Source organism: Polaromonas potterensis, assembly GCF_033446725.1.
In the GTDB taxonomy this organism is placed as follows: Bacteria; Pseudomonadota; Gammaproteobacteria; order Burkholderiales; family Burkholderiaceae_C; genus Polaromonas.
The window spans coordinates 54,083-73,949 of the sequence record NZ_JAWQLX010000004.1 but is presented as its reverse complement, the minus strand read 5'-3'; the positions used below and the strand labels follow the sequence as shown (position 1 = coordinate 73,949).

Here is a 19,867-nt window from a genome sequence, read left to right as displayed (position 1 = left end):
TCCTTCAGACATGGCCGGTGTGCTGGGCGGTGTGGGCGACTTGCGAGGTGGCCAGTGCAATACGGCCCTCTTCGGCGTCCTGGTTGCCTTCGCTGTCGACCTGGCGCGCCTGCGCCTCGTACAGCCGCCAGTAAGCGCCCTGTTTGGCCATCAATTCGTCGTGCGGTCCGACCTCGACCACCTGGCCGCGGTCCATCACCACCAGGCGGTCGGCCTTGCGCAGGGTGGACAGGCGGTGCGCGATGGCAATGGTGGTGCGGCCCTGCACCAGGTTGTCCAGCGCCTTCTGGATTTCTTTCTCGGTCTCGGTGTCCACCGACGAGGTGGCTTCGTCGAGGATCAGGATGCGCGGGTCGATCAGCAACGCGCGCGCAATCGAGATACGCTGGCGCTCGCCGCCCGACAGGCCCTGGCCGCGCTCGCCCACCAGCGAGTCGTAACCCTGGGGCAGGCGCAGGATGAACTCATGTGCATGCGCGGCACGGGCGGCAGCCACAATTTCGGTGCGGCTGGCGCCGGGTTTGCCGTAGGCGATGTTTTCGGCAATCGTGCCGAAGAACAAAAACGGCTCCTGCAGCACCAGACCGATGTTGCGGCGGTAGTCGGCCACGGTGAATCGCCGGATGTCGGTGCCGTCCACGCTGATGCTGCCATCGGTCACGTCGTAAAAACGGCAGATCAGGTTGACCAGCGTGCTTTTGCCCGAGCCGCTGTGGCCCACCAGGCCTATCATTTCGCCCGGCCGGATGGACAAATCCAGCCCGCGTATCACCGCGCGGTTGCCATAACGAAAACCCAGGCCCGTCATCTCGATGCGGCCCTGCATGGGCGCCATGGGCACCGGGTTGACCGGCTCAGGAACATTCGAGACATGGTCCAGGATGTCGAAAATCCGCTTGGCGCCGGCCGCCGCCTTTTGTGTGACCGAGACAATCCGGCTCATGGAGTCCAGCCGGGTGTAGAAACGGCCGATGTAGGCGATAAATGCCGTCAGCACCCCCACCGTGATCTGCTGCTTGGACACCAGCCAGATACCAAAGGCCCAGACCACCAGCAGGCCGATTTCGGTCAGCAGCGAGACCGTCGGTGTGAACAGCGACCAGACCTTGTTGAGTTTGTCGTTGACCAGCAGGTTGTGCCGGTTGGCGTCGCGAAAACGCTGGGCTTCGCGCTTTTCCTGGGCAAACGCCTTGACCACCCGGATGCCGGGAATGGTGTCGGCCAGCACATTGGTCACTTCGGACCAGACCCGGTCTATCTTTTCAAAACCGGTGCGCAGGCGGTCGCGCACGGTGTGAATCATCCAGGCAATAAACGGCAGCGGCAGCAGGGTCACCAGCGCCAGCCAGGGGTTGATCGAGAACAGGATGGCCGCGGTCATGACAATCATCAAGACGTCGGTCGCAAAGTCCAGCGCATGTAAGGACAGGAAAACGTTGATGCGATCGGTTTCCGAGCCGATACGCGCCATCAGGTCGCCCGTGCGTTTGCCGCCAAAATAATCCAGCGACAACTCCAGCAAGTGGTCAAAGGTGGCGGTCCGCAGGTCGGCACCTATCCGTTCAGACACCAGCGCCAGCAAATAGGTGCGCGCCCAGTTCAGGGCCCAGCCGACCAGCGCCGCGGCCAGCAAGGCGCCCAGAATCGCCAGCACCTTCCCGGACGCGATCTGCTGACCGTTCTGGAAGGGGATCAGGATGTCGTCGATCAGCGGAATGGTCAGGTAAGGCGGCACCAGAGTTGCGGCGGTGGAGGCCAGCGTCAGTAAAAACCCGGCGAGCAACTGTCCGCGGTAAGGCCGGGCAAAACGCCACAGGCGCAGCAGCACCCAGGTGGACGGCGCCGTATGCAGCTCGCGCGCACAGGCCGGGCAATCGTCGCTGTCCGGCGGCAACACGGCGTCGCACAAGGGGCACAAGGCGGTTTCATCGCCGCCCGACAGCGCGCCGGCGGCCTCGCGCGGCGCAGTTTGCTGCTCGAACAGGCGCTGCAGCCGCAACACCTGCACATTGACGGCCAGCGTAAAACGCCAGCTGGCCAGCCTTTCGCCGCCCTGGTGCAGCTCCAGTGTGCCGACGCCGGCATGGTCGAAATGGCGCAGGGATAGCGCCGACGCGCCGCTGCTGGCCTGTCCGGTGCCGTGCAAAGGCCAGCTCCGCCACTGGCCGGTTGGCGGGTCCAGCGCCAGCAGACGTTGGTCGCTCAGGGCCAGCCAGCCCCGGGAAAACCGAAGTTGCTGGTCCAAGTCAACCAGCACCGTGCATAAAACGTTCTCATGGGCTGCGAGTTGTGCACGCAAGTCTGTTTGCACTTGGCCAACCTCGCTGGAGGAGGCGTCAACCGGATGAGAATGTTGCATTGTTGTGAATTGGAAGCCGTAAATACCGGTAACCTGAGAATTTTCAGGGCCGAAACAGGGATTTTCGCCTAAGCCGGGCTGGCTGCTGATGCCTAATTCAGCGCCCGGACCAGAAAACCTGCCTTTATTAACCAGAAACGCCCCTTTGGGGCGCTCTCAGAAAAGAACGTCGCCCCGGCCTGGCCGGTTGACTGAATCCAGAAAAACATGAGCAAAAAGGACGACATCAAGCTTCTGCGCATCAACTACCTGCGCGGCCCCAACATCTGGACTTACCGGCCCGTGCTGGAAACCTGGCTGGACCTGGGGCCTATGGAAGACTTCCCCTCCAACCTGCTGCCCGGCTTCAGCGACCGCCTGGTGGCCTTGCTGCCGGCCTTGATGGAGCACCACTGCGGCGTTGGCGAGCGCGGCGGTTTTATCCAGCGCCTGGTGGAAGGCACCTGGGCCGGCCATGTGCTGGAGCATGTGGTCATCGAGCTGCTGAACCTGGCCGGCATGCCCACCGGCTTCGGCCAGACCCGCAGCACCTCGCAGCACGGCGTCTACCGCATGGTCTTTCGGGCCCGCGACGAACAGGTCGCCCGCTGCGCCCTGGCCGAGGGCCACCGCCTGCTGATGGCCGCGATCAACAACGAGGCTTATGGCGACAGCGATCTGCAGGTGGCCGTCGGCCGCGTGCGCGCCAAGGTCGACGAGTGTTACCTCGGCCCCAGCACCGCGTCCATCGTCGGCGCCGCCACCGACAGGCGCATCCCGCACATCCGTCTGAACGAGGGCAACCTGGTGCAACTGGGCTACGGCGCCAGCCAGCGCCGCATCTGGACCGCCGAAACCGAGTTCACCAGTGCCATCGCCGAAGGGATTGCCGGCGACAAGGACCTGACCAAAAGCCTGCTCGCCTCCTGCGGCGTCCCGGTGCCCGAGGGTGAAATTGTTGAAACGGCAGAAGCCGCCTGGGAAGCGGCCCAGGAAATCGGCCTGCCTGTGGTGGTCAAACCCTCAGACGGCAACCACGGCCGGGGCGTGTCGATGGACCTGAACACCCGCGAGGAAGTCGAAGCCGCCTTCCATGTCGCGGCCCCGCAAGGCAGCGACGTGATGGTCGAGCGTTTTATCCGCGGCCATGAACACCGCCTGCTGGTGGTTGGTGGCCGCGTGGTCGCCGCCGCCCGCGGCCAGACCGCGACCATACGCGGCGACGGCCGTTCCACCGTGGCGGAGCTGATCGACAGCCAGCTCAACACCGACCCGCGGCGCGGCTACGAAGAAGATTTCCCCCTCAGCTTGATCAAGCTTGAGGAGGAGGAAGCCATCGTGCTGGAACTGCAGCGTCAGGGCCTGGCCCCCGACTCGGTGCCTGCCGCGGGCCGCCAAGTGCTGATCCAGCGCAACGGCAATGTGTCCATCGACTGCACCGACGAAGTTCACCCCGACGTGGACCACATCGTTTCGCTGGCCGCCCGTGTGGTCGGTCTGGACATCGCCGGTATCGATCTGGTGGCGCAGGACATCTCCAAGCCGCTGCACGCCCAGGGCGGCGCGATTGTCGAAGTCAATGCCGGCCCCGGCCTGCTGATGCACCTCAAGCCGGCCGAAGGTGCGCCGCGCCCGGTCGGCCGCGCCATCTGCGACCACCTGTTTCCCGAAGCGGCCGACGGCGCCCACAGTGGCCGCATCCCGGTGGTCGGCGTGGCCGGCTCGGCCGGCACCCACGATATTGCACGCCTGGTGGCCTGGCTGCTGCAGCTGTCGGGCAAACACACCGGCCTGGCCTGCCGCGACGGCCTGTTCCTCGACGGCCGCTGCCTGGACGCCAGCAATGGCACCCATTGGGAAGCCGGCCAGCGCCTGCTGATCAACCGCACGGTGCAGGCCGCCGTGTTTGAAAACAGCGCCGACACGATTTTGCGCACCGGCCTGGCCTACGACCGCTGCCAGGTCGGCGTGGTCACCGACCTCGATGGTGCCGAAACACTGGCCGAGTTCGACATCTTCGACGAAGAGCCGATGTACAAGGTCATGCGTTCGCAGGTCGATGTGGTGCTGTCCGACGGCGTGGCCGTGCTCAACGCGGCCCACCCGGCCATCGTCAAGATGGCCGCCCTGTGTGACGGCGAAGTGATTTTTTACGCTGCCGACCCCAGCCTCTCCGCCATCACCGCCCACTTGGGCAGCGGCGGCCGCGCCGTGTTTGTGCGTCAGGACCAGGTCGTGCTGGCCACTGGCAGCAGCGAAGCCTTTTTGCCTGGCCTGGACAAACTCGCCATCTGGCAGGGCCGCCACGCCCCCACCGCCGAAGCCAGCCTGCTCGCCGCGATTGCGGCAGCCTGGGCGCTTGGCATTCCGCTCAACCTGATTGGCGCCGGCATTGAAGCCTTTGAGTCCAGCGCAACCCAGCCCGGAAAGATCCGCTGATGAAAGTCTCCCGCATCCGCGCCCTGCGCGGTCCCAACCTCTGGAGCCGCCACACGGCGCTCGAAGCCATCATTGCCTGCACCGAGGCCGAACGTTCCATCGCTGCCCTGCCCGGCTTCGAGCCGCGTGTGCGCTCGCTGTTCCCGGCCATAGGCGCTTTGCGCCCGGGTGGTTACACCGGCCCGGTGTCGCTGGCCCATGTGCTGGAATCAGCCGCGCTGGCGCTGCAGGCCAACGCCGGTTGCCCGGTCACCTTCAGCCAGACCTCGGCCACCTTGGAAGACGGCATTTACCAGACCGTGGTCGCCTACAGCGAAGAAGCCGTCGGCCGCCTGGCCCTGGAACTGGCCCAGGCCCTGGTGCATGCCGCGCTGAACGACACCGGCTTCGATGTCGATGCCGCCATCGCCCAACTGCGTGATCTGGACGAAGACGAGCGCCTGGGTCCCAGCACCGGCGCCATTGTGGATGCGGCCACCGCGCGCGGCATTCCCTACAAACGCCTGACCCGGGGCAGCCTGGTGCAGTTCGGCTGGGGCTCCCGCCAGCGCCGTATCCAGGCCGCCGAGCTGGACGCCACCAGCGCGGTGTCCGAGTCCATCGCCCAGGACAAGGACTTGACGAAAAAACTGCTGCTCGCCGCTGGCGTGCCGGTGCCCATGGGCAAGCCGGTCGCGGATGCCGACGAAGCCTGGGCCGCCGCCCTGCAGATCGGCCTGCCGGTGGTGCTCAAGCCGCAGGACGGCAACCAGGGCAAAGGGGTCACCGTCAACATCGTGACGCGTGAGCACCTCGACATCGCCTTTCGCGCAGCGGCCGAACACGGCACCGTGATGGTCGAAAAATTCTTGCCCGGCAACGACTTCCGCCTGCTGGTGGTTGGCAACAAGCTGGTGGCCGCCTCGCGGCGCGAACCACCCCAGGTGCTGGGTGATGGCCTGCACACCGTGCGTGAACTGGTCGAAATCGTCAACCAGGACCCGCGCCGCGGCGAAGGCCATGCCACCTCGCTGACCAAAATCCGGTTTGATGAGATTGCCGTGGCGCGCCTGTTTGCACAAGAACTCACGCCCGAATCGATTCCGGCGCGTGGCCGCCGCGTCATCCTGCGCAACAACGCCAACCTGAGCACAGGCGGCACCGCCACCGATGTGACCGGCGACGTGCACCCCGAAGTCGCCGCCCGCGCGGTGGCCGCGGCGCAAATGGTCGGCCTGCACATCTGCGGCGTGGACGTGGTCTGCGAAAGTGTGCTGCGTCCGCTGGAGGCCCAGAACGGCGGCGTGGTGGAAGTCAATGCCGCGCCCGGCCTGCGCATGCACCTGTCGCCGTCCTACGGCAAGGGCCAGGCCGTCGGTGGCGCCATGATCAACGAGTTGTTTGCCCCGGGCGACGACGGCCGCGTGCCCGTGGTGGCCGTGACCGGCACCAATGGCAAAACCACGGTCACCCGCCTGATTTCGCACCTGCTGACGGCCAGCGGTCTGCGCTGCGGCATGACCAATACCGACGGCGTGTACGTCAATGGCCGACAGACCGACAGCGGTGACTGCAGCGGCCCGAAAAGCGCGCGCAATGTGCTGGCGCACCCCGACGTCGACGCTGCCGTGTTTGAAGTGGCGCGCGGCGGTGTGTTGCGCGAAGGCCTGGGTTTTGATCGCTGCCAGGTCGCCGTCGTCACCAACATCGGCACCGGCGACCATCTCGGCCTGAACTACATCACCACGGTGGAAGACCTGGCCGTGCTTAAACGCGTGATTGTGCAAAACGTCGCGCCCACCGGTTATGCGGTGCTCAATGCCGCCGACCCCATCGTCGCCGCCATGGCGACCACCTGCCCGGGCCATGTGATCTTTTTTGCCGCCGACCGGCACCACCCCTTGATGGCCACACACCGTGCCCAGGGCAAACGCACGGTCTACGTGGACGGCAACACGCTGGTCGCCGCCGAAGGCGCCTGGCGCGAACGTGTGCCGCTGCACAGCATCCCGCTGACACGCAACGGCAGCATCGGATTCCAGATTGAAAACGTGATGGCCGCACTGGCCGCCGCCTGGGCCGTTGGTGTGACCTGGGACACGCTCAAAAGCGGGCTCGCCAGTTTTGTCAGCGACTCCCACAATGCACCGGGCCGCTTCAACGTGATGGACTACCGCGGCGCCACCGTGATTGCCGACTACGGTCACAACCCGGACGCGATGCGCGCTCTGGTGTCCGCCGTGGACGCGATGCCGGGCAAACGCCGCAGCGTGGTGATCAGCGGCGCTGGCGACCGGCGCGACAGCGACATCCGCGACCAGACCGTGATCCTGGGCAAGGCCTTTGACGACGTCTTGCTGTACCAGGACGCCGCCCAACGTGGCCGCGCCGACGGCGAGGTCATGGCCCTGCTGCGCGACGGCCTGGCCAACGCCAGCCGCACCACCCACATCGACGAAATCCGCGGCGAGTTTCTGGCTATCGACACAGCGCTGGCCCGCCTGCAGCCCGGTGACTTGTGCCTGATCCTGGTGGATCAGGTGCAGGAAGCGCTGGCGCATCTGGCCGAGCGTGTGAAAGAAACGCGGGACGTGAAGCAGGTTGCTGCAGCCTGAGGCTTTGCATTCAAATACTTGCCGGCATCACGCTGCATTTGCAGTTTGCCGCTGGCAGTAGGACTGACTCCCCACTCCCACCCCTCACCCCTCCCTCGCCCCGCTGGGCGATGGAGGGGGACTTCATTTGGCCGCGTGTGCTGCGCTCGCGTGCATGAATGGCGGCCTCGTCTCCCCGCGTTCGCTCCCGCGCCCACCCCCTTCTGGCTGCGCCGATGCACCACAGTGTCCCTTTGCCCCAGCACCTCCACCATACAAGCACCGCAGGTTGCCCCGTAGCGCAGCGAAGGGGACGCAGACAGCAGGGTCGCCTTTTCTTTGCTCACTTTCTTTTGGCGAAGCAAAAGACAAGTAAGTCGGCCGCCGGGCCGAGACCCGGCTTGCCCGAAGCCGCCACAGACTTCACCAATCCGTACTTATGAACAAAATAGGCCTCCAGCCCATATACGACGGACGCAAGAAGCTACTGAATTAATAGCGGAACCGAGACATAACAACACCAGACCCCGAGTTAAACTCAAGCATGGCCTGGAACGCATCGCTCTCCCTCGACTACTCCCTGCAGGCCGGTAAAACCGTCGCGCATTTCCGCCACGACGGTCCGCTGCGCATCTTGCAAAGCCTCTACCCTGAGGGTGATGCGGTGTGCCACAACGTGCTGGTGCATCCACCGGGCGGCCTGGTCGGCGGCGACACGCTGGACATCGCCATCAGCGCGGCAAGCGGCAGCCACGGCCTGATCACCACGCCGGGCGCCACGCGTTTTTACAAATCACTGGGTGAAACCGCCCTGCAGCGCACCCGCTTGCGGCTGGAAGCCGGTGCCCGCGCCGAATGGTTGCCGATGGAAGCCTTGTGTTACAGCGGCTGCCTGGCTGAAAATCACCTGACGCTGGACCTGGCGCCTGGTGCCGAGTTGATGGGTTGGGACATCACCGCGCTCGGCCTGCCCAGTGCCAACCAGCCCTTTGTGAAAGGCAGTTTTTGCCAGCACATCGAGTTGCCCGGCGTCTGGCTGGAGCGTGCGCGTATCCGGGCCGACGACTTGCTGCTGATGAACAGCCCCCTGGGCCTGGCCGGCCAGCGCTGCATTGCCACCCTGTTTTTTGTGACCGGCAGCAAGCTGGAGCGCAAGCGCCGTGAGCTCGCGCTGGACCTGGCGCGGCAAGTCATGGAAGCGCACCCGCTGAACAACACCGCAGGCGCCACCAGCCCCGATGCGCAGGTGGTGGTGGTACGTGTGCTGGCGCCGCTGGTGGAACCGGCCATGGATTTGCTGAAGCAGGTCTGGAAGACCTGGCGCCGGCATTTCTGGGACCAGGCGGCGCCCAGCCCGCGCATCTGGTCCGTCTGAAGATCAGCCCTGCAAGTCGGCCGGCAGCTTGCCGCCGTTGGCCGCCAGCTTGATCATGACCTGCTTGTGCAGCCAGATATTCATGGTTGCGCTGTCGTTGGTGTCGCCGGTGTAGCCCAGCTCTTTGGACAACTCCTTGCGCTCAGCCAGGCTGCTGTCCAGCTTGAGCAACTTCATCAGATCAACAATCGATGTTTTCCAGTTGAGCTTTTCAGGGTTGTTGCTGGCCATCTCGTTCAACACGGCTTCGACATCCACCACCGCGATGGTTGCAGACCCCATGGCAGCAGCGACTGCCGCAGCAGCGGCCGCCGCAGTGTCGGCCGACGCTGCGGCAGCGGCATCCGGTGACAGCGCGGACGACGACTCGGCAGGTGCGGCTTGGGCAGATGGGAAAATTTTGCCGAAAATTTTGCTGAGGATGCTCATGCTGATTCCAATCCATAAAGTAAGGGAGATTTCATTCTAGGCTCAGCCTCCAGCGCTTCCCCGTGAAAACACCCACCCCCGCTACAGAGAAACCCGATGTCGCCTTTCTCTGGCCGTTGGGCGATTCTGGCCTACACGGATTGCCCCACCCCGCCTACTTGCAAGGCGCGATCGCCCCTCAGAATAGGCGCTCACAGCCGCCGCAATCATTCACCCAGCGAGCCCACCTTATGAACCTCCACCTAGCCCCCCTCTTGATCGCCTTGAGCCTATTGGCAGGCTGCACCAGCACCACGGAGGGCGGCGCCGTGGGTGCATCACGCCCCCAGTTGCTGCTGGTGTCGTCGCAGGAGCTGGACCAGATGGCCGTGCAGGCCTACACCAAACTCACATCGGAGGCGGCCGCCAAAGGCGCGCTCAACACCGATGTTGCGATGCTGGCACGCGTGCGCGCCGTTGCCGCTCGCCTCGAGCCGAAAACGGCGGTCTTTCGGGGGGATGCCCCGAGCTGGAAGTGGGAGGTCAACCTGATTGAGAGCGATCAGCTCAATGCTTTTTGCATGCCCGGCGGAAAAATCATGTTCTACACCGGGCTGGTGCGCAAGCTCAATCTCACGGATGAAGAAATCGCCGTGGTGATGGGCCATGAAATCGCCCACGCCCTGCGCGAACACTCGCGCGAGCAGGTCTCGCAAGCCGCCGCCGCGCAATCCGTCATCGGACTCGGCACGCAGTTGCTGGGCCTGGGCAGCGGCACCGCCCAACTCACGGGCACCGCGTATCAAGCGCTGGTCGCCACAAACTTCAGCCGCGCCCATGAGGCCGAAGCCGACCGCATCGGCCTGGAACTGATGGCACGCGCCGGCTACAACCCGCAAGCCGGGGTCAGCCTCTGGCAAAAAATGGGCAGTGCCGGCAGCACGGGCGGCACGCCTGACTTTTTAAGCACCCACCCCAGCGACAGCAGCCGCGTGCAACAGATCCAGGCGCTGCTGCCCACCGTCATGCCGCTGTACGACGCGGCGCGCCGCTAGCCCGCTCGTTCGCTTCTCACCCCATCTCGGCCGGCCACGTCCAGGCACGGCGCCATGGTATCTTGGGGGTGGACCCGCGTGATGGCCTAGCCTGTCACCGCAACATCGTCCACATCCATAAAAATACAGGGAGCGCCATGCACACGGCCATGACCACGACCGAGATTTACCTGATCGCCATGGCGATCATTTTTACCGTCCCCTACCTGATCTGGCGGGTCTTCAACACCGACTACTACGCACCGCTGGTGGTGGTGCAAATCATTGCCGGCATCCTGCTCGGCCCCGGCATCCTCGGCAAAATTTACCCGGACTACTACGCGTTTGTCTTCAGCGCGCCGGTTGTGCAGTCGCTCAACGGCATTGCCTGGTGGGCGGTGATGGTCTTTGTCTGGATCGCCGGCATCGAGCTGGACCTGAAAAAAGCCTGGGCACACCGGCGCGAAAGCAGCATCACCGCCGGCCTGGCGCTGGGCACACCACTGGTGTTTGGCTGCGTGGTCGCCGCCGGCATGCTGATGTATGAGGGCTGGGTGGGTCCGCAGGGCATGCGCTGGCAGTTTGTGATGGGGGTCGGCATGGCCTGCGCCGTCACCGCGCTGCCCATCCTGATTTTGCTGATGGAAAAACTCGCCATCCTGCGCCAGCCCATAGGCCAGCGCATCCTGCGTTATGCCAGCCTGGACGACATCGCGATCTGGGGCGTGCTGGCACTGATCCTGATGGACTGGGAGCGTGTCGGCCGGCAGGCCGGCTTTCTGGTGGCCTTTGCCGCCTTGAGTTATGCCTTCCGCAAACTCATGGTGTGGCTGCCCGAGCGCGACCGCTGGTACGCCGGCCTCGTCTGGCTGATCATCTGCGCCTTCGGTGCCGACTGGGCGGGACTGCATTACATGGTGGGCGCCTTCCTGGCGGGCGCCATCATGGACGGTGAATGGTTCAACCAGGAACACATGGACTTGCTCCGCCACCACGTGTTGCTGGTGATGATGCCGGTGTTTTTCCTCAGTACGGGTTTGCGCACCAACTGGTCGGTGGGCGGCGAAGCCGTGTTTATCGCGGCCGCCGTCTTGCTGGTGGCGTCGGTGGCCGGCAAGCTGATCGGGGTTCATATCGCGGGCAAGGTGCTCAGGTGGGCACCGGGCGAAAGCTCCATCATCGGCTGGCTGCTGCAGACCAAGGCCTTGATCATGATCATTTTTGTCAACATCCTGCTGGACAAACAAATCATCACCAACGAAACCTTCACCGCCTTGTTGCTGATGGCGATTGCCAGCACCATGCTGACGGTGCCGGTGGTGTCGCCCAAGCTGCAACGCATGAAAGAGATTATTTTTCGATCGAAGTGAGGCCACGGCTTTGGCCTCGCCGAAGGTTGGCCAAAACAAAGTGGGCCGCTTGCGGCTCACTTTGACGAAGCGTTGGGCACCATGCCGACGGGTCGAAGGCGCTCACACAGCCGCTCCAGCCCCAGCACCATGAGGAAGCCGACGGCGTACGCCAGCACATCCAGCCAGTCGGCCACAGACCCCAGCACGATGCGCAACACCGGGTGGGCGACCTGCCAGCCCTGGGCCGCCGCCAGATACTGGCCCAGCTCGACCAGGCAACCGACACCAAACGCCGCGCCGGCCAGCCACGGCACCGGCGCGCGCAACACGGTCTTGAACAGGTAATACACCCAGACCACGGCCAGCAGGTCGCCGAAAAAACCGCGCAGCCAGCGGTGGCGCGCCCACACGGTGGCAATCAGCACTTCCACGATAAAAATCAACACGGCCCAGGCCAGCGCTTCCCGGTCAAAGCGCCAGGCTATGACGCCGGGCCTGTGTTCACTCGGGGACATGGATACGCGCCTTGATGTGTTTGAGGTTGGCAACGATGGTGAACGTCATCACCACCAGCAGCGACCAGGAGCTCCACTTGCCCACATGCACCACCGACCAGGCACCCAGCTGGTTGGGGTAGTGCCACAGGCTGAAAAAGGTGCTGAGGTTCTCGGCCAACCAGATGAAAAAGCCGATCAACACAAACGCCAGCAGAAGCGGCATACGCCGATCCCGATCGAAAGGACGAAAGACCACCACCGAGCGCGCATACAGGCCGCCCGCACAGGCCGCGACATACCAGCGGTAGTCACCGATGAAATGGTGGGTGAAGAAATTGGCATACACCAGCACGGCGATGAGGCTGGCCATCCAGTAGGGTGGGTGGTGGCTCACACGCAGGTCGAACAAGCGCCAGGCCTGAATGATGTAGCTGCCGACCGCCGCGTACATGAAGCCGGAAAACAGCGGCACGCCAAACACCTTGGTGTAGGCGAAGTCGGGGTAACTCCAGGACTGAATGCCGCCAGAGGTCTTGAACACCTCCAGCGCAAAACCCACGACGTGAAAAAGGCAGATGGCCTTGAGTTCGTCCACGGTTTCCAGCCCGGTGGCCACCATCCAGCCCTGAATCAGCAGCGCGATCAGCAGCAACAGGTCATAACGCGGGATGCCCGCCACGCCGGTGCGGGGCACCAGGAACACCGCCGCAAAAAAAAGCCCCGCAAACAGGCAGGCCCGCGCCTCCTTGAGACCGAAGAAAAGGAACTCCACGACAAAACGGCGAAAGCCGGACAAACCAGGCTGCGGCGGCGGGTTGATCAGCCAGTGGTCCAGGGCAAGCAGGGTCATGAGGCGTGAAATGATGGCCAGGGCCTTGTCAGCAAGGCCGGAAGCGAAAGACAGGAACGCCGGGCGGGCGCAAGAGCGGCGATTTTAGGGCCACGGCCGCGCGGGCCCTCCAGCCGCCATGAACAAAGCCCGGCGAACCGGGCTTTGTTCACTGCCGCGAAACATCAGATCGCGACCAGTTGACGCACCTTGTTGGCTTCCATGTCTTTGCCCTGGCCGCGCGCGATAAATTCGCCGCGCTCCATCACCAGGTAGTCGTCGGCCAGCTCTTGGGCGAAGTCGTAATACTGCTCGACCAGCAAAATCGCCATGTCGCCCCGGTCCGCCAGCATACGGATCACCCGGCCAATGTCCTTGATGATGCTGGGCTGGATACCTTCGGTGGGCTCGTCCAGGATCAGCAGCTTGGGGCTGGCGGCCAGCGCACGCGCAATCGCCAGTTGCTGCTGCTGCCCGCCCGAGAGATCACCACCGCGCCGGTTCAGCATCTGCTTGAGGACAGGAAACAACTCGTACAACTCGCCAGGCACCGGCGTACCCGCACTTTTGTAGGCCAGGCCCATGCGCAGGTTTTCTTCGACCGTCAGCCGCGCGAAGATCTCGCGCCCCTGCGGCACAAAACCGATGCCGGCTCTTGCACGCGCGTAGGGTGTGGCGTTCTGGATGGATTTGCCATCAAATTCGATGCTGCCGGTCTTGATGGGCACCAGACCCATCAGTGATTTGAGCAGCGTGGTTTTACCCACGCCGTTGCGGCCCAGCAGGACGGTCACTTTGCCGAGGTGGGATTCCAGGCTTACGTCGCGGAGGATGTGGGAGCCGCCGTAATACTGGTTGATGTTTTTGACGTTCAGCATTTTGGTGTTTCTCGTCAGGCTTGTGGTTGGCGTGGCATGCCGGGGGTAGCCCGGCGGCTACTCACTTTCTTTTGCTTCGCCAAAAGAAAGTAAGCAAAGAAAAGGCGACCCCACTGTCTGCGTCCCCCTTCGCTAGCGCTACGGGGGCGACCTGCGGTACTCGGTCCAACCGGGGTCGAGCTCGAACTCGCTGCGCTCAGACAATCGCTCGCCCTGATCCGGCTGGACCTCCGCTCCTCGGCGCAGGCAGAAGGGGTTGGGAGCGGGGAACGAAGCCGGGCTCCGACGAGGACGCGCCAAGCGCGTCCTCGTCTCCCCGCATCCGTTTCCTTACCCCTAGCCCGTTTGGCTGGGCCGAGGAGCGCAGGCAAAAGCGGATCAGGGCTCGCGATTGTCTGAGCCGCAGGCGAGTTCGAGCGAGACCCCGCTTTTGCCGAACACCGCAGGTTGCCCGTAGCGCAGCGCAGGGACCCAGCCAGTCGGGTCGCCTTTCTTTTCCTTAGGTTTCTTTGGCGAAGCAAAGAAAAGTAAGTCGCCCGCCGGGGCGAGTCCCGGCTTGTGGGCAAACCATGGGCCGACGGATCGAAGCAAGCTTCAACGAGCTCGTCCAGAACGCTGAAGGAATCAGCGCCCAAGGTACACCTCGATCACCCGTTCATCCGCCTGCACCTGATCCAGCGTTCCCTGCGCCAGCACCGACCCGTCACACAAGACCGTCACGATCTCGGAAATCGTGCGGATGAAACTCATGTCGTGTTCCACCACCATCAGCGAGTGTTTGCCCTTGAGCGTCAAGAACAACTCCGCCGTCCGTGCCGTTTCTTCATCGGTCATGCCCGCCACGGGTTCGTCGAGCAGCAGCAGTTTCGGATCCTGCATCAGCAACATGCCAATCTCCAGCCACTGCTTTTGCCCGTGGCTCAAGTTGCCCGCCAGACGGTTCACACTGCCGGCCAGGTGAATCGTCACCAGGATTTCAGCAAGGCGGTCGCTCTGTGCCGAATCCAGCTTGAAGAACATCGACGACTTCACGCCCTTGTCGGTCTTGAGGGCGAGTTCCAGGTTTTCAAACACCGTCAGTTGTTCAAACACCGTGGGTTTCTGAAACTTGCGACCTATGCCTAATTGCGCAATCTGCGGCTCGGCGTGGCGCAGCAGGTCTATGGTGCTGCCGAAAAAAACGGTGCCTTCGTCGGGCCGGGTTTTGCCCGTGATGATATCCATCATCGTCGTCTTGCCCGCACCGTTGGGCCCGATGATGCAGCGCAGCTCGCCCGGGGCAATGTCCAGCGAGAGTTTGTTGATGGCCTTGAAGCCGTCAAAACTCACACTGACGTCTTGCAGGTACAAGATACGGCCATGGGTCACGTCCACCTCACCCGGGGTGGCCACGCGGCCCGCGCTAGCGCTGCGCCCGCCGGACGCGGTGTTATTCCTGTCCGCCAACAATGCGTCCCGGCGTTCTTCAATGCGACGCGCGCCCTGCTCCAGAAGATCTGGCGTCATTTCTCGCCTCCCTTCCTGAGTTTCCTCACCAGTCCAACCACACCATTTGGCAGGAACAGCGTCACCGCGATAAACAACATGCCCAGAAAATACAGCCAGTACTCGGGGTAAGCCACCGTCAGCCAGCTCTTGGCACCGTTGACAATAAAAGCACCCAGGATGGGCCCGATCAGCGTGGCGCGACCGCCCACGGCGGCCCAGATGGCCATCTCGATTGAATTGGCCGGGCTCATTTCGCTCGGGTTGATGATGCCGACCTGCGGCACATACAGCGCGCCGGCAATGCCACACATCACGGCCGAGATGGTCCAGATCGTCAACTTGTAACCAATCGGGTTGTAGCCCGAAAACATCACGCGTGTTTCGGCATCACGCACCGCTTGCAACACCCGGCCAAATTTGCTGCCCACCAGCCATTTGGCAAATAAAAAGAAGCCCAGCAGGCTCAGCCCGGTGATTACAAACAGCAACATGCGCATGCTGGGTGTGGCCAGCGGTATGTCCAGGATGCGTTTGAAGTCGGTGAAACCGTTGTTGCCACCGAAGCCGGTTTCGTTGCGAAAGAACAGCAGCATGGCGGCAAACGTCATGGCCTGCGTGATGATGGAAAAATACACCCCTTTGATGCGCGAGCGGAAGGCAAAGTAGCCAAACACAAAGGCCACCAGTCCGGGCACCAGCACGATCAGGAACAAGGTGGCGACAAAGCTGTCGCTGAAGGTCCAGTGCCAGGGCAGCTCTTTCCAATCCAGAAACACCATGAAGTCGGGCAGGCTGCTTTTGTAATTGCCCTCCAGGCCGATCTGGCGCATCAAATACATGCCCATGACATAACCGCCTAGCGCGAAAAACATGCCATGCCCCAGCGACAAAATGCCGGTGTAGCCCCAGATCAGGTCCATGGCCAGCGCGCAGATGGCGTAACACATGATTTTGCCCAGCAAGGCCACCGCGTAGGTGCTCATGTGGAACATGCTGCTCTCCGGCACCAGCAGATTCAGCACCGGCGCCACAGCACAGACGGCCAGCAGCGCGATGATAAAAGCGCTCCAACCGGCCCGTGTGAGCATGGGGCCTTTGGCCGGGAGCCGCACAGAAGCCGAACCGGTGTGCACGGCCTCGACCGGTGGGGTGACCGCCGCAACAGGCGGCACATCGACCGGTGCCGTGCGTGTCGCGGGAAGGTTCTGCCCAACTTGCAGGGCCTCGTCGAGGGTTGGAGTGGATGTTGTCATGGTCATGCCTCGGCGGAGCGCCCTTTCATGGCGAAGATGCCTTGCGGCCGCTTCTGGATGAAGATGATGATGAACACCAGCACCGCAATTTTGGCCAGCACCGCACCGGTCCAGCCTTCGAGAAATTTGTTCAAAATACCCAGGCCCATGGCGGCATACACCGTGCCGGCCAGTTGGCCCACGCCGCCCAGCACCACCACCATGAAGGAATCCACGATGTAGCCCTGGCCCAGGTCCGGCCCGACATTGCCCACCTGGCTCAGCGCGCAACCGGCCAGGCCCGCAATGCCCGAGCCCAGCGCAAACGCATAGGTGTCCACACGCGCAGTGTTCACGCCCATACACGAGGCAATCGGCCGATTTTGCGTGACGCCGCGCACAAACAGGCCCAGCCGCGTCTTGCTGATCAGCCAGGCCATGCCTAACAACACGGCAATTGCAAACCCAATGATCACCAGCCGGTTGTAAGGCAGCGACAGATTGCCCAACACCTGCACGCCGCCACTCATCCACACCGGGTTTTCGACGCCCACGTTTTGCGCGCCGAAAATCGAGCGCACCAGTTGCTGCAACATCAGGCTGATGCCCCAGGTGGCCAGCAAGGTCTCCAGCGGCCGGCCGTAGAGGAAACGAATCACGCCGCGCTCCAGCGCCGCGCCCATCAAGGCCGACGCCAGAAAAGCCACCGGCACCGCCGCCAGCAGATACCAGTCGAACAAACCGGGCAGGTATTTTTGAAACAGGCCCTGCACCACATAGGTGGCGTAAGCGCCAATCATCATCAACTCGCCATGCGCCATGTTGATGACACCCATCAGGCCGTAGGTGATGGCCAAGCCCAGCGCCACCAACAGCAAGATGCTGCCCAGGCTGATGCCGCTGAACACTGCGCCCAGCTTGTCGCCCCAGGCCAGCGCGGCCTCGACCTGGCGCAACGAAACCTGCAGCGCGTTTTTGACATCGACGTCTTCTTCCGTGGCCAGGCGTGCGATCAGCGTGGTTTTGCTGACCGGGTGGTTGCTGCCAGACAGGCGCGCGGCGGCCTCCAGGCGTGTGCTTCTATCGCTGCTGTCCAGCAGGATGGTGGCGCGCAGCAAGTCCAGCTGGGTTTTCAGCGCGGGAACCGTCTCGGCGGCATAGGCTTTTTCAATCAACGGCAGGCGTGACTCGTCGCTGCCGCTGGACAAGGTCTTGATCGCCTCACGCCGCACCTTGACGTCTTTGGAAAACAGCTTGAGCGCGGCCAGCGCATTGTCCAACTCACCGCGCATCAGGTTGTTGTTGATCACGTCTTCCGCATCGTCGGGCACTTTCAGCGCCGCGCCGCTGATCGGATCGAACCCCTTGTCGTCCTTGATCACAAACACCTGCTCGCCAGCGGTTTTGACGGCGTCGTCCGCCAGCGCCTGGATAAAGGCCGTGGTTTTTTCGTCAGGTTTGGCGGCCGCCTTGCCCAAAGCCTCCACCCGCGCCTCGGTCTCGCCCAGTGCCATGCCTTTGACCTCTTCCGGGCTCAAGGCATAGGCGCTGGCGGCTATCAAAAGCGTAGCGAATAGAAATAATGTGCGCATCATCATGAGAAGAACCTGTAGGGTGGGCACAGCCGCCAGCCACGGCTGGCGTGTTGTGATGCCCAGGCTGCAACTTCCCTAAAAAAACCATGCACCGGACGTGCACCGAAGCAGTGCAAGAAGCGAGCCAGACCACAAAAAAGCCGCACCGGTTTTCTGCAACCCAGGCGCGGCTTGCACCGCCCGGCCTTGACGGGCCTGGCGGCGGCAACCCTGTTTATTTGGTTGCGACGGTCGCGCCCTTGGCGGGTTCGTCAGGCTTTTTGTCGTTGCCTTCGATGTAAGGGCTCCAGGGCTTGGCTTTCACCGGGCCGGGTGTTTTCCAGACCACGTTGAACTGGCCGTCGGCCTTGATCTCGCCGATAAACACCGACTTGTGCAGGTGGTGGTTTTTCTCGTCCATCTTCGAAACAATGCCCGAGGGTGCGTTGAAGGTCTGGCCGGCCATGGCGGCAATGACTTTGTCGGTGTCGGTGGACTGGGCTTTTTCAACCGCCTGTTTCCACATGTTGATGCCGATGTAAGTCGCTTCCATCGGGTCGTTGGTCAGCGGTTTGTCAGCGCCAGGGAGCTTTTTGGCCTTGGCGTAGGCCGACCATTTTTTGATGAACTCGGTGTTGGCCGGGCTCTTGATCGACTGGAAGTAGTTCCAGGCCGCGAGGTGGCCGACCAGCGGTTTGGTGTCCACACCACGCAACTCTTCCTCACCCACCGAGAAGGCGACAACCGGCACGTCTTTGGCTTTCAGGCCGGCATTGCCCAACTCTTTGTAGAAAGGCACGTTGGAGTCGCCGTTGATGGTGGACACCACCGCCGTCTTGCCGCCGGCCGAAAACTTCTTCACATCCGCCACGATGGTCTGGTAGTCGGAGTGGCCGAAGGGCGTGTATTTCTCGTCGATGTCCTTGTCGGCCACGCCCTTGCTTTTCAGGTAGGCGCGCAGGATCTTGTTGGTGGTGCGCGGGTACACATAGTCGGTCCCCAGCAACACCCAGCGTTTGGCGCCACCGCCGGCCTTGCTCATCAAATAGTCGACGGCAGGAATCGCCTGCTGATTCGGAGCCGCGCCCGTGTAAAACACGTTTTTGGACAACTCTTCACCCTCGTATTGCACGGGGTAGAACAGCAGGCCGTTCATTTCCTCCACCACCGGCAACACCGACTTGCGCGAGACCGATGTCCAGCAGCCGAAGATCACGGCGACCTTGTCCTGGCCCAGCAGTTGTTTGGTTTTTTCGGCAAACAGCGGCCAGTTGGAGGCCGGGTCCACCACCACGGGCTCCAGCTTTTTGCCCATCACACCACCCTTGGCATTGATCTCTTCAATCGCCATCAGCACCGTGTCTTTCAAGGTGGTTTCAGAAATGGCCATGGTGCCCGACAGGCTGTGCAACACGCCCACCTTGATGGTGCCGCCCGACTGGGCATGGGCGGGCAGCACGGCCAGGCCGGCCAGGGCGACGGCGGCGGTCAGCGCCTTGAGGGTAAAACGACGTTGCATGGTGCTTCTCCGGTAGGTGGTAAATCGCTTGTCGCTGCGCACAAGCCGCAGAAGTGGGCTTTGACGAAGCGATGAAGCAATTCTGGGGACCGGCCGGGGATTGGGCTATACGCCGGGTGGCGTATGCGAACGCTTGTGTTGCACAGGCGGCCGCTGCGGGACGTAAAAAAGCCCGCGAGCTGCGGGCTGTTTTGAAATTGGACGTGGACACTTACGCGGCCCACGTTACGGCAATTCACATGCAGGAGCTATCTTTGTTTTTCTCGTCGTGAAAGCTCTTGTCGACGTGCCGCCGTGAGAATCGGCTTTGCCTGGCCAGGCGTTTCAACGG

At 62.9% G+C, this 19,867-nt stretch carries 14 protein-coding genes; 5 read left to right on the top strand and 9 right to left on the bottom strand.

Annotated elements, in window-relative coordinates; translation table 11 throughout:
- Positions 1 to 4: 4 nt before the first annotated feature.
- Positions 5 to 2,359 carry a cyanophycin metabolism-associated ABC transporter gene (locus R6254_RS09150; RefSeq protein WP_318406214.1) on the bottom strand — a complete coding sequence of 785 codons (2,355 nt, stop codon included), beginning with the start codon at positions 2,357 to 2,359 and terminating at the stop codon, positions 5 to 7.
- 207 nt (positions 2,360 to 2,566) lie between these two features.
- Here R6254_RS09150 and R6254_RS09145 point away from each other — a divergent pair, with 207 nt between their 5' ends.
- The 3 genes from R6254_RS09145 (at position 2,567) to R6254_RS09135 (ending at position 8,725) form a co-directional block, all read left to right on the top strand.
- Positions 2,567 to 4,777, top strand: a complete 2,211-nt coding sequence (locus R6254_RS09145; protein WP_318406212.1) for a cyanophycin synthetase — start codon at positions 2,567 to 2,569, stop codon at positions 4,775 to 4,777.
- On the top strand, positions 4,777 to 7,371 hold the full coding sequence (gene cphA, locus R6254_RS09140) for a cyanophycin synthetase (protein ID WP_318406210.1): 2,595 nt from the start codon (positions 4,777 to 4,779) through the stop codon (positions 7,369 to 7,371). The genes R6254_RS09145 and cphA overlap by 1 nt, the downstream gene beginning before the upstream one ends.
- A gap of 523 nt (positions 7,372 to 7,894) precedes the next feature.
- Positions 7,895 to 8,725 (top strand): urease accessory protein UreD, encoded by an 831-nt coding sequence (locus R6254_RS09135; RefSeq protein ID WP_318406208.1) that lies wholly within the window; start codon positions 7,895 to 7,897, stop codon positions 8,723 to 8,725.
- Positions 8,726 to 8,728: 3 nt separating this feature from the next.
- Here R6254_RS09135 and R6254_RS09130 read toward each other — a convergent pair whose 3' ends face one another.
- The gene (locus R6254_RS09130; RefSeq protein WP_318406206.1) at positions 8,729 to 9,154 is read right to left on the bottom strand and encodes a DUF3597 domain-containing protein; all 426 of its coding nucleotides are present in this window, start codon (positions 9,152 to 9,154) and stop codon (positions 8,729 to 8,731) included.
- 230 nt (positions 9,155 to 9,384) lie between these two features.
- Between R6254_RS09130 and R6254_RS09125 the strand changes: the two genes are divergently transcribed.
- Together R6254_RS09125 and R6254_RS09120 are read left to right on the top strand one after the other, a co-directional pair.
- Positions 9,385 to 10,188 carry a M48 family metallopeptidase gene (locus R6254_RS09125; protein WP_318406204.1) on the top strand — a complete coding sequence of 268 codons (804 nt, stop codon included), beginning with the start codon at positions 9,385 to 9,387 and terminating at the stop codon, positions 10,186 to 10,188.
- 137 nt (positions 10,189 to 10,325) lie between these two features.
- On the top strand, positions 10,326 to 11,537 hold the full coding sequence (locus R6254_RS09120; RefSeq protein ID WP_318406202.1) for a cation:proton antiporter: 1,212 nt from the start codon (positions 10,326 to 10,328) through the stop codon (positions 11,535 to 11,537).
- Between the two features lie 56 nt (positions 11,538 to 11,593).
- On the opposite strand, the gene R6254_RS09115 is transcribed toward R6254_RS09120, so the two are convergent.
- The 7 genes from R6254_RS09115 to urtA form a co-directional block, all read right to left on the bottom strand.
- Complete coding sequence (locus R6254_RS09115; RefSeq protein ID WP_318406201.1) at positions 11,594 to 12,034, bottom strand: ribosomal maturation YjgA family protein; 441 nt, start codon at positions 12,032 to 12,034, stop codon at positions 11,594 to 11,596.
- On the bottom strand, positions 12,021 to 12,866 hold the full coding sequence (locus R6254_RS09110; protein ID WP_318406200.1) for a DUF817 domain-containing protein: 846 nt from the start codon (positions 12,864 to 12,866) through the stop codon (positions 12,021 to 12,023). Before R6254_RS09110 ends, R6254_RS09115 begins: the two co-directional genes overlap by 14 nt.
- Positions 12,867 to 13,030: 164 nt before the next feature.
- On the bottom strand, positions 13,031 to 13,723 hold the full coding sequence (urtE, locus tag R6254_RS09105; RefSeq protein ID WP_318406198.1) for an urea ABC transporter ATP-binding subunit UrtE: 693 nt from the start codon (positions 13,721 to 13,723) through the stop codon (positions 13,031 to 13,033).
- Positions 13,724 to 14,347: 624 nt separating this feature from the next.
- Positions 14,348 to 15,229: an urea ABC transporter ATP-binding protein UrtD gene (gene urtD / locus R6254_RS09100; protein WP_318406197.1), complete on the bottom strand. Its 882-nt coding sequence runs from the start codon at positions 15,227 to 15,229 to the stop codon at positions 14,348 to 14,350.
- Entirely contained in the window at positions 15,226 to 16,299 is a 1,074-nt protein-coding gene (gene urtC / locus R6254_RS09095) for an urea ABC transporter permease subunit UrtC (RefSeq protein ID WP_318406670.1), read from the bottom strand. The genes urtD and urtC overlap by 4 nt, the downstream gene beginning before the upstream one ends.
- 167 nt (positions 16,300 to 16,466) lie before the next feature.
- Entirely contained in the window at positions 16,467 to 18,038 is a 1,572-nt protein-coding gene (gene urtB, locus R6254_RS09090) for an urea ABC transporter permease subunit UrtB (RefSeq protein ID WP_318406195.1), read from the bottom strand.
- Positions 18,039 to 18,252: 214 nt separating this feature from the next.
- Entirely contained in the window at positions 18,253 to 19,536 is a 1,284-nt protein-coding gene (gene urtA, locus R6254_RS09085; protein ID WP_318406193.1) for an urea ABC transporter substrate-binding protein, read from the bottom strand.
- Between the last annotated feature and the right edge of the window lie 331 nt (positions 19,537 to 19,867).

Bases quoted from the DNA above. Each gene is read 5' to 3' on its own strand.
- R6254_RS09150 (WP_318406214.1), bottom strand. From the start codon at position 2,359: ATGCAACATTCTCATCCGGTTGACGCCTCCTCCAGCGAGGTTGGCCAA.
- R6254_RS09145 (WP_318406212.1), top strand. From the start codon at position 2,567: ATGAGCAAAAAGGACGACATCAAGCTTCTGCGCATCAACTACCTGCGC.
- cphA (WP_318406210.1), top strand. From the start codon at position 4,777: ATGAAAGTCTCCCGCATCCGCGCCCTGCGCGGTCCCAACCTCTGGAGC.
- R6254_RS09135 (WP_318406208.1), top strand. From the start codon at position 7,895: ATGGCCTGGAACGCATCGCTCTCCCTCGACTACTCCCTGCAGGCCGGT.
- R6254_RS09130 (WP_318406206.1), bottom strand. From the start codon at position 9,154: ATGAGCATCCTCAGCAAAATTTTCGGCAAAATTTTCCCATCTGCCCAA.
- R6254_RS09125 (WP_318406204.1), top strand. From the start codon at position 9,385: ATGAACCTCCACCTAGCCCCCCTCTTGATCGCCTTGAGCCTATTGGCA.
- R6254_RS09120 (WP_318406202.1), top strand. From the start codon at position 10,326: ATGCACACGGCCATGACCACGACCGAGATTTACCTGATCGCCATGGCG.
- R6254_RS09115 (WP_318406201.1), bottom strand. From the start codon at position 12,034: ATGTCCCCGAGTGAACACAGGCCCGGCGTCATAGCCTGGCGCTTTGAC.
- R6254_RS09110 (WP_318406200.1), bottom strand. From the start codon at position 12,866: ATGACCCTGCTTGCCCTGGACCACTGGCTGATCAACCCGCCGCCGCAG.
- urtE (WP_318406198.1), bottom strand. From the start codon at position 13,723: ATGCTGAACGTCAAAAACATCAACCAGTATTACGGCGGCTCCCACATC.
- urtD (WP_318406197.1), bottom strand. From the start codon at position 15,229: ATGACGCCAGATCTTCTGGAGCAGGGCGCGCGTCGCATTGAAGAACGC.
- urtC (WP_318406670.1), bottom strand. From the start codon at position 16,299: ATGCTCACACGGGCCGGTTGGAGCGCTTTTATCATCGCGCTGCTGGCC.
- urtB (WP_318406195.1), bottom strand. From the start codon at position 18,038: ATGATGCGCACATTATTTCTATTCGCTACGCTTTTGATAGCCGCCAGC.
- urtA (WP_318406193.1), bottom strand. From the start codon at position 19,536: ATGCAACGTCGTTTTACCCTCAAGGCGCTGACCGCCGCCGTCGCCCTG.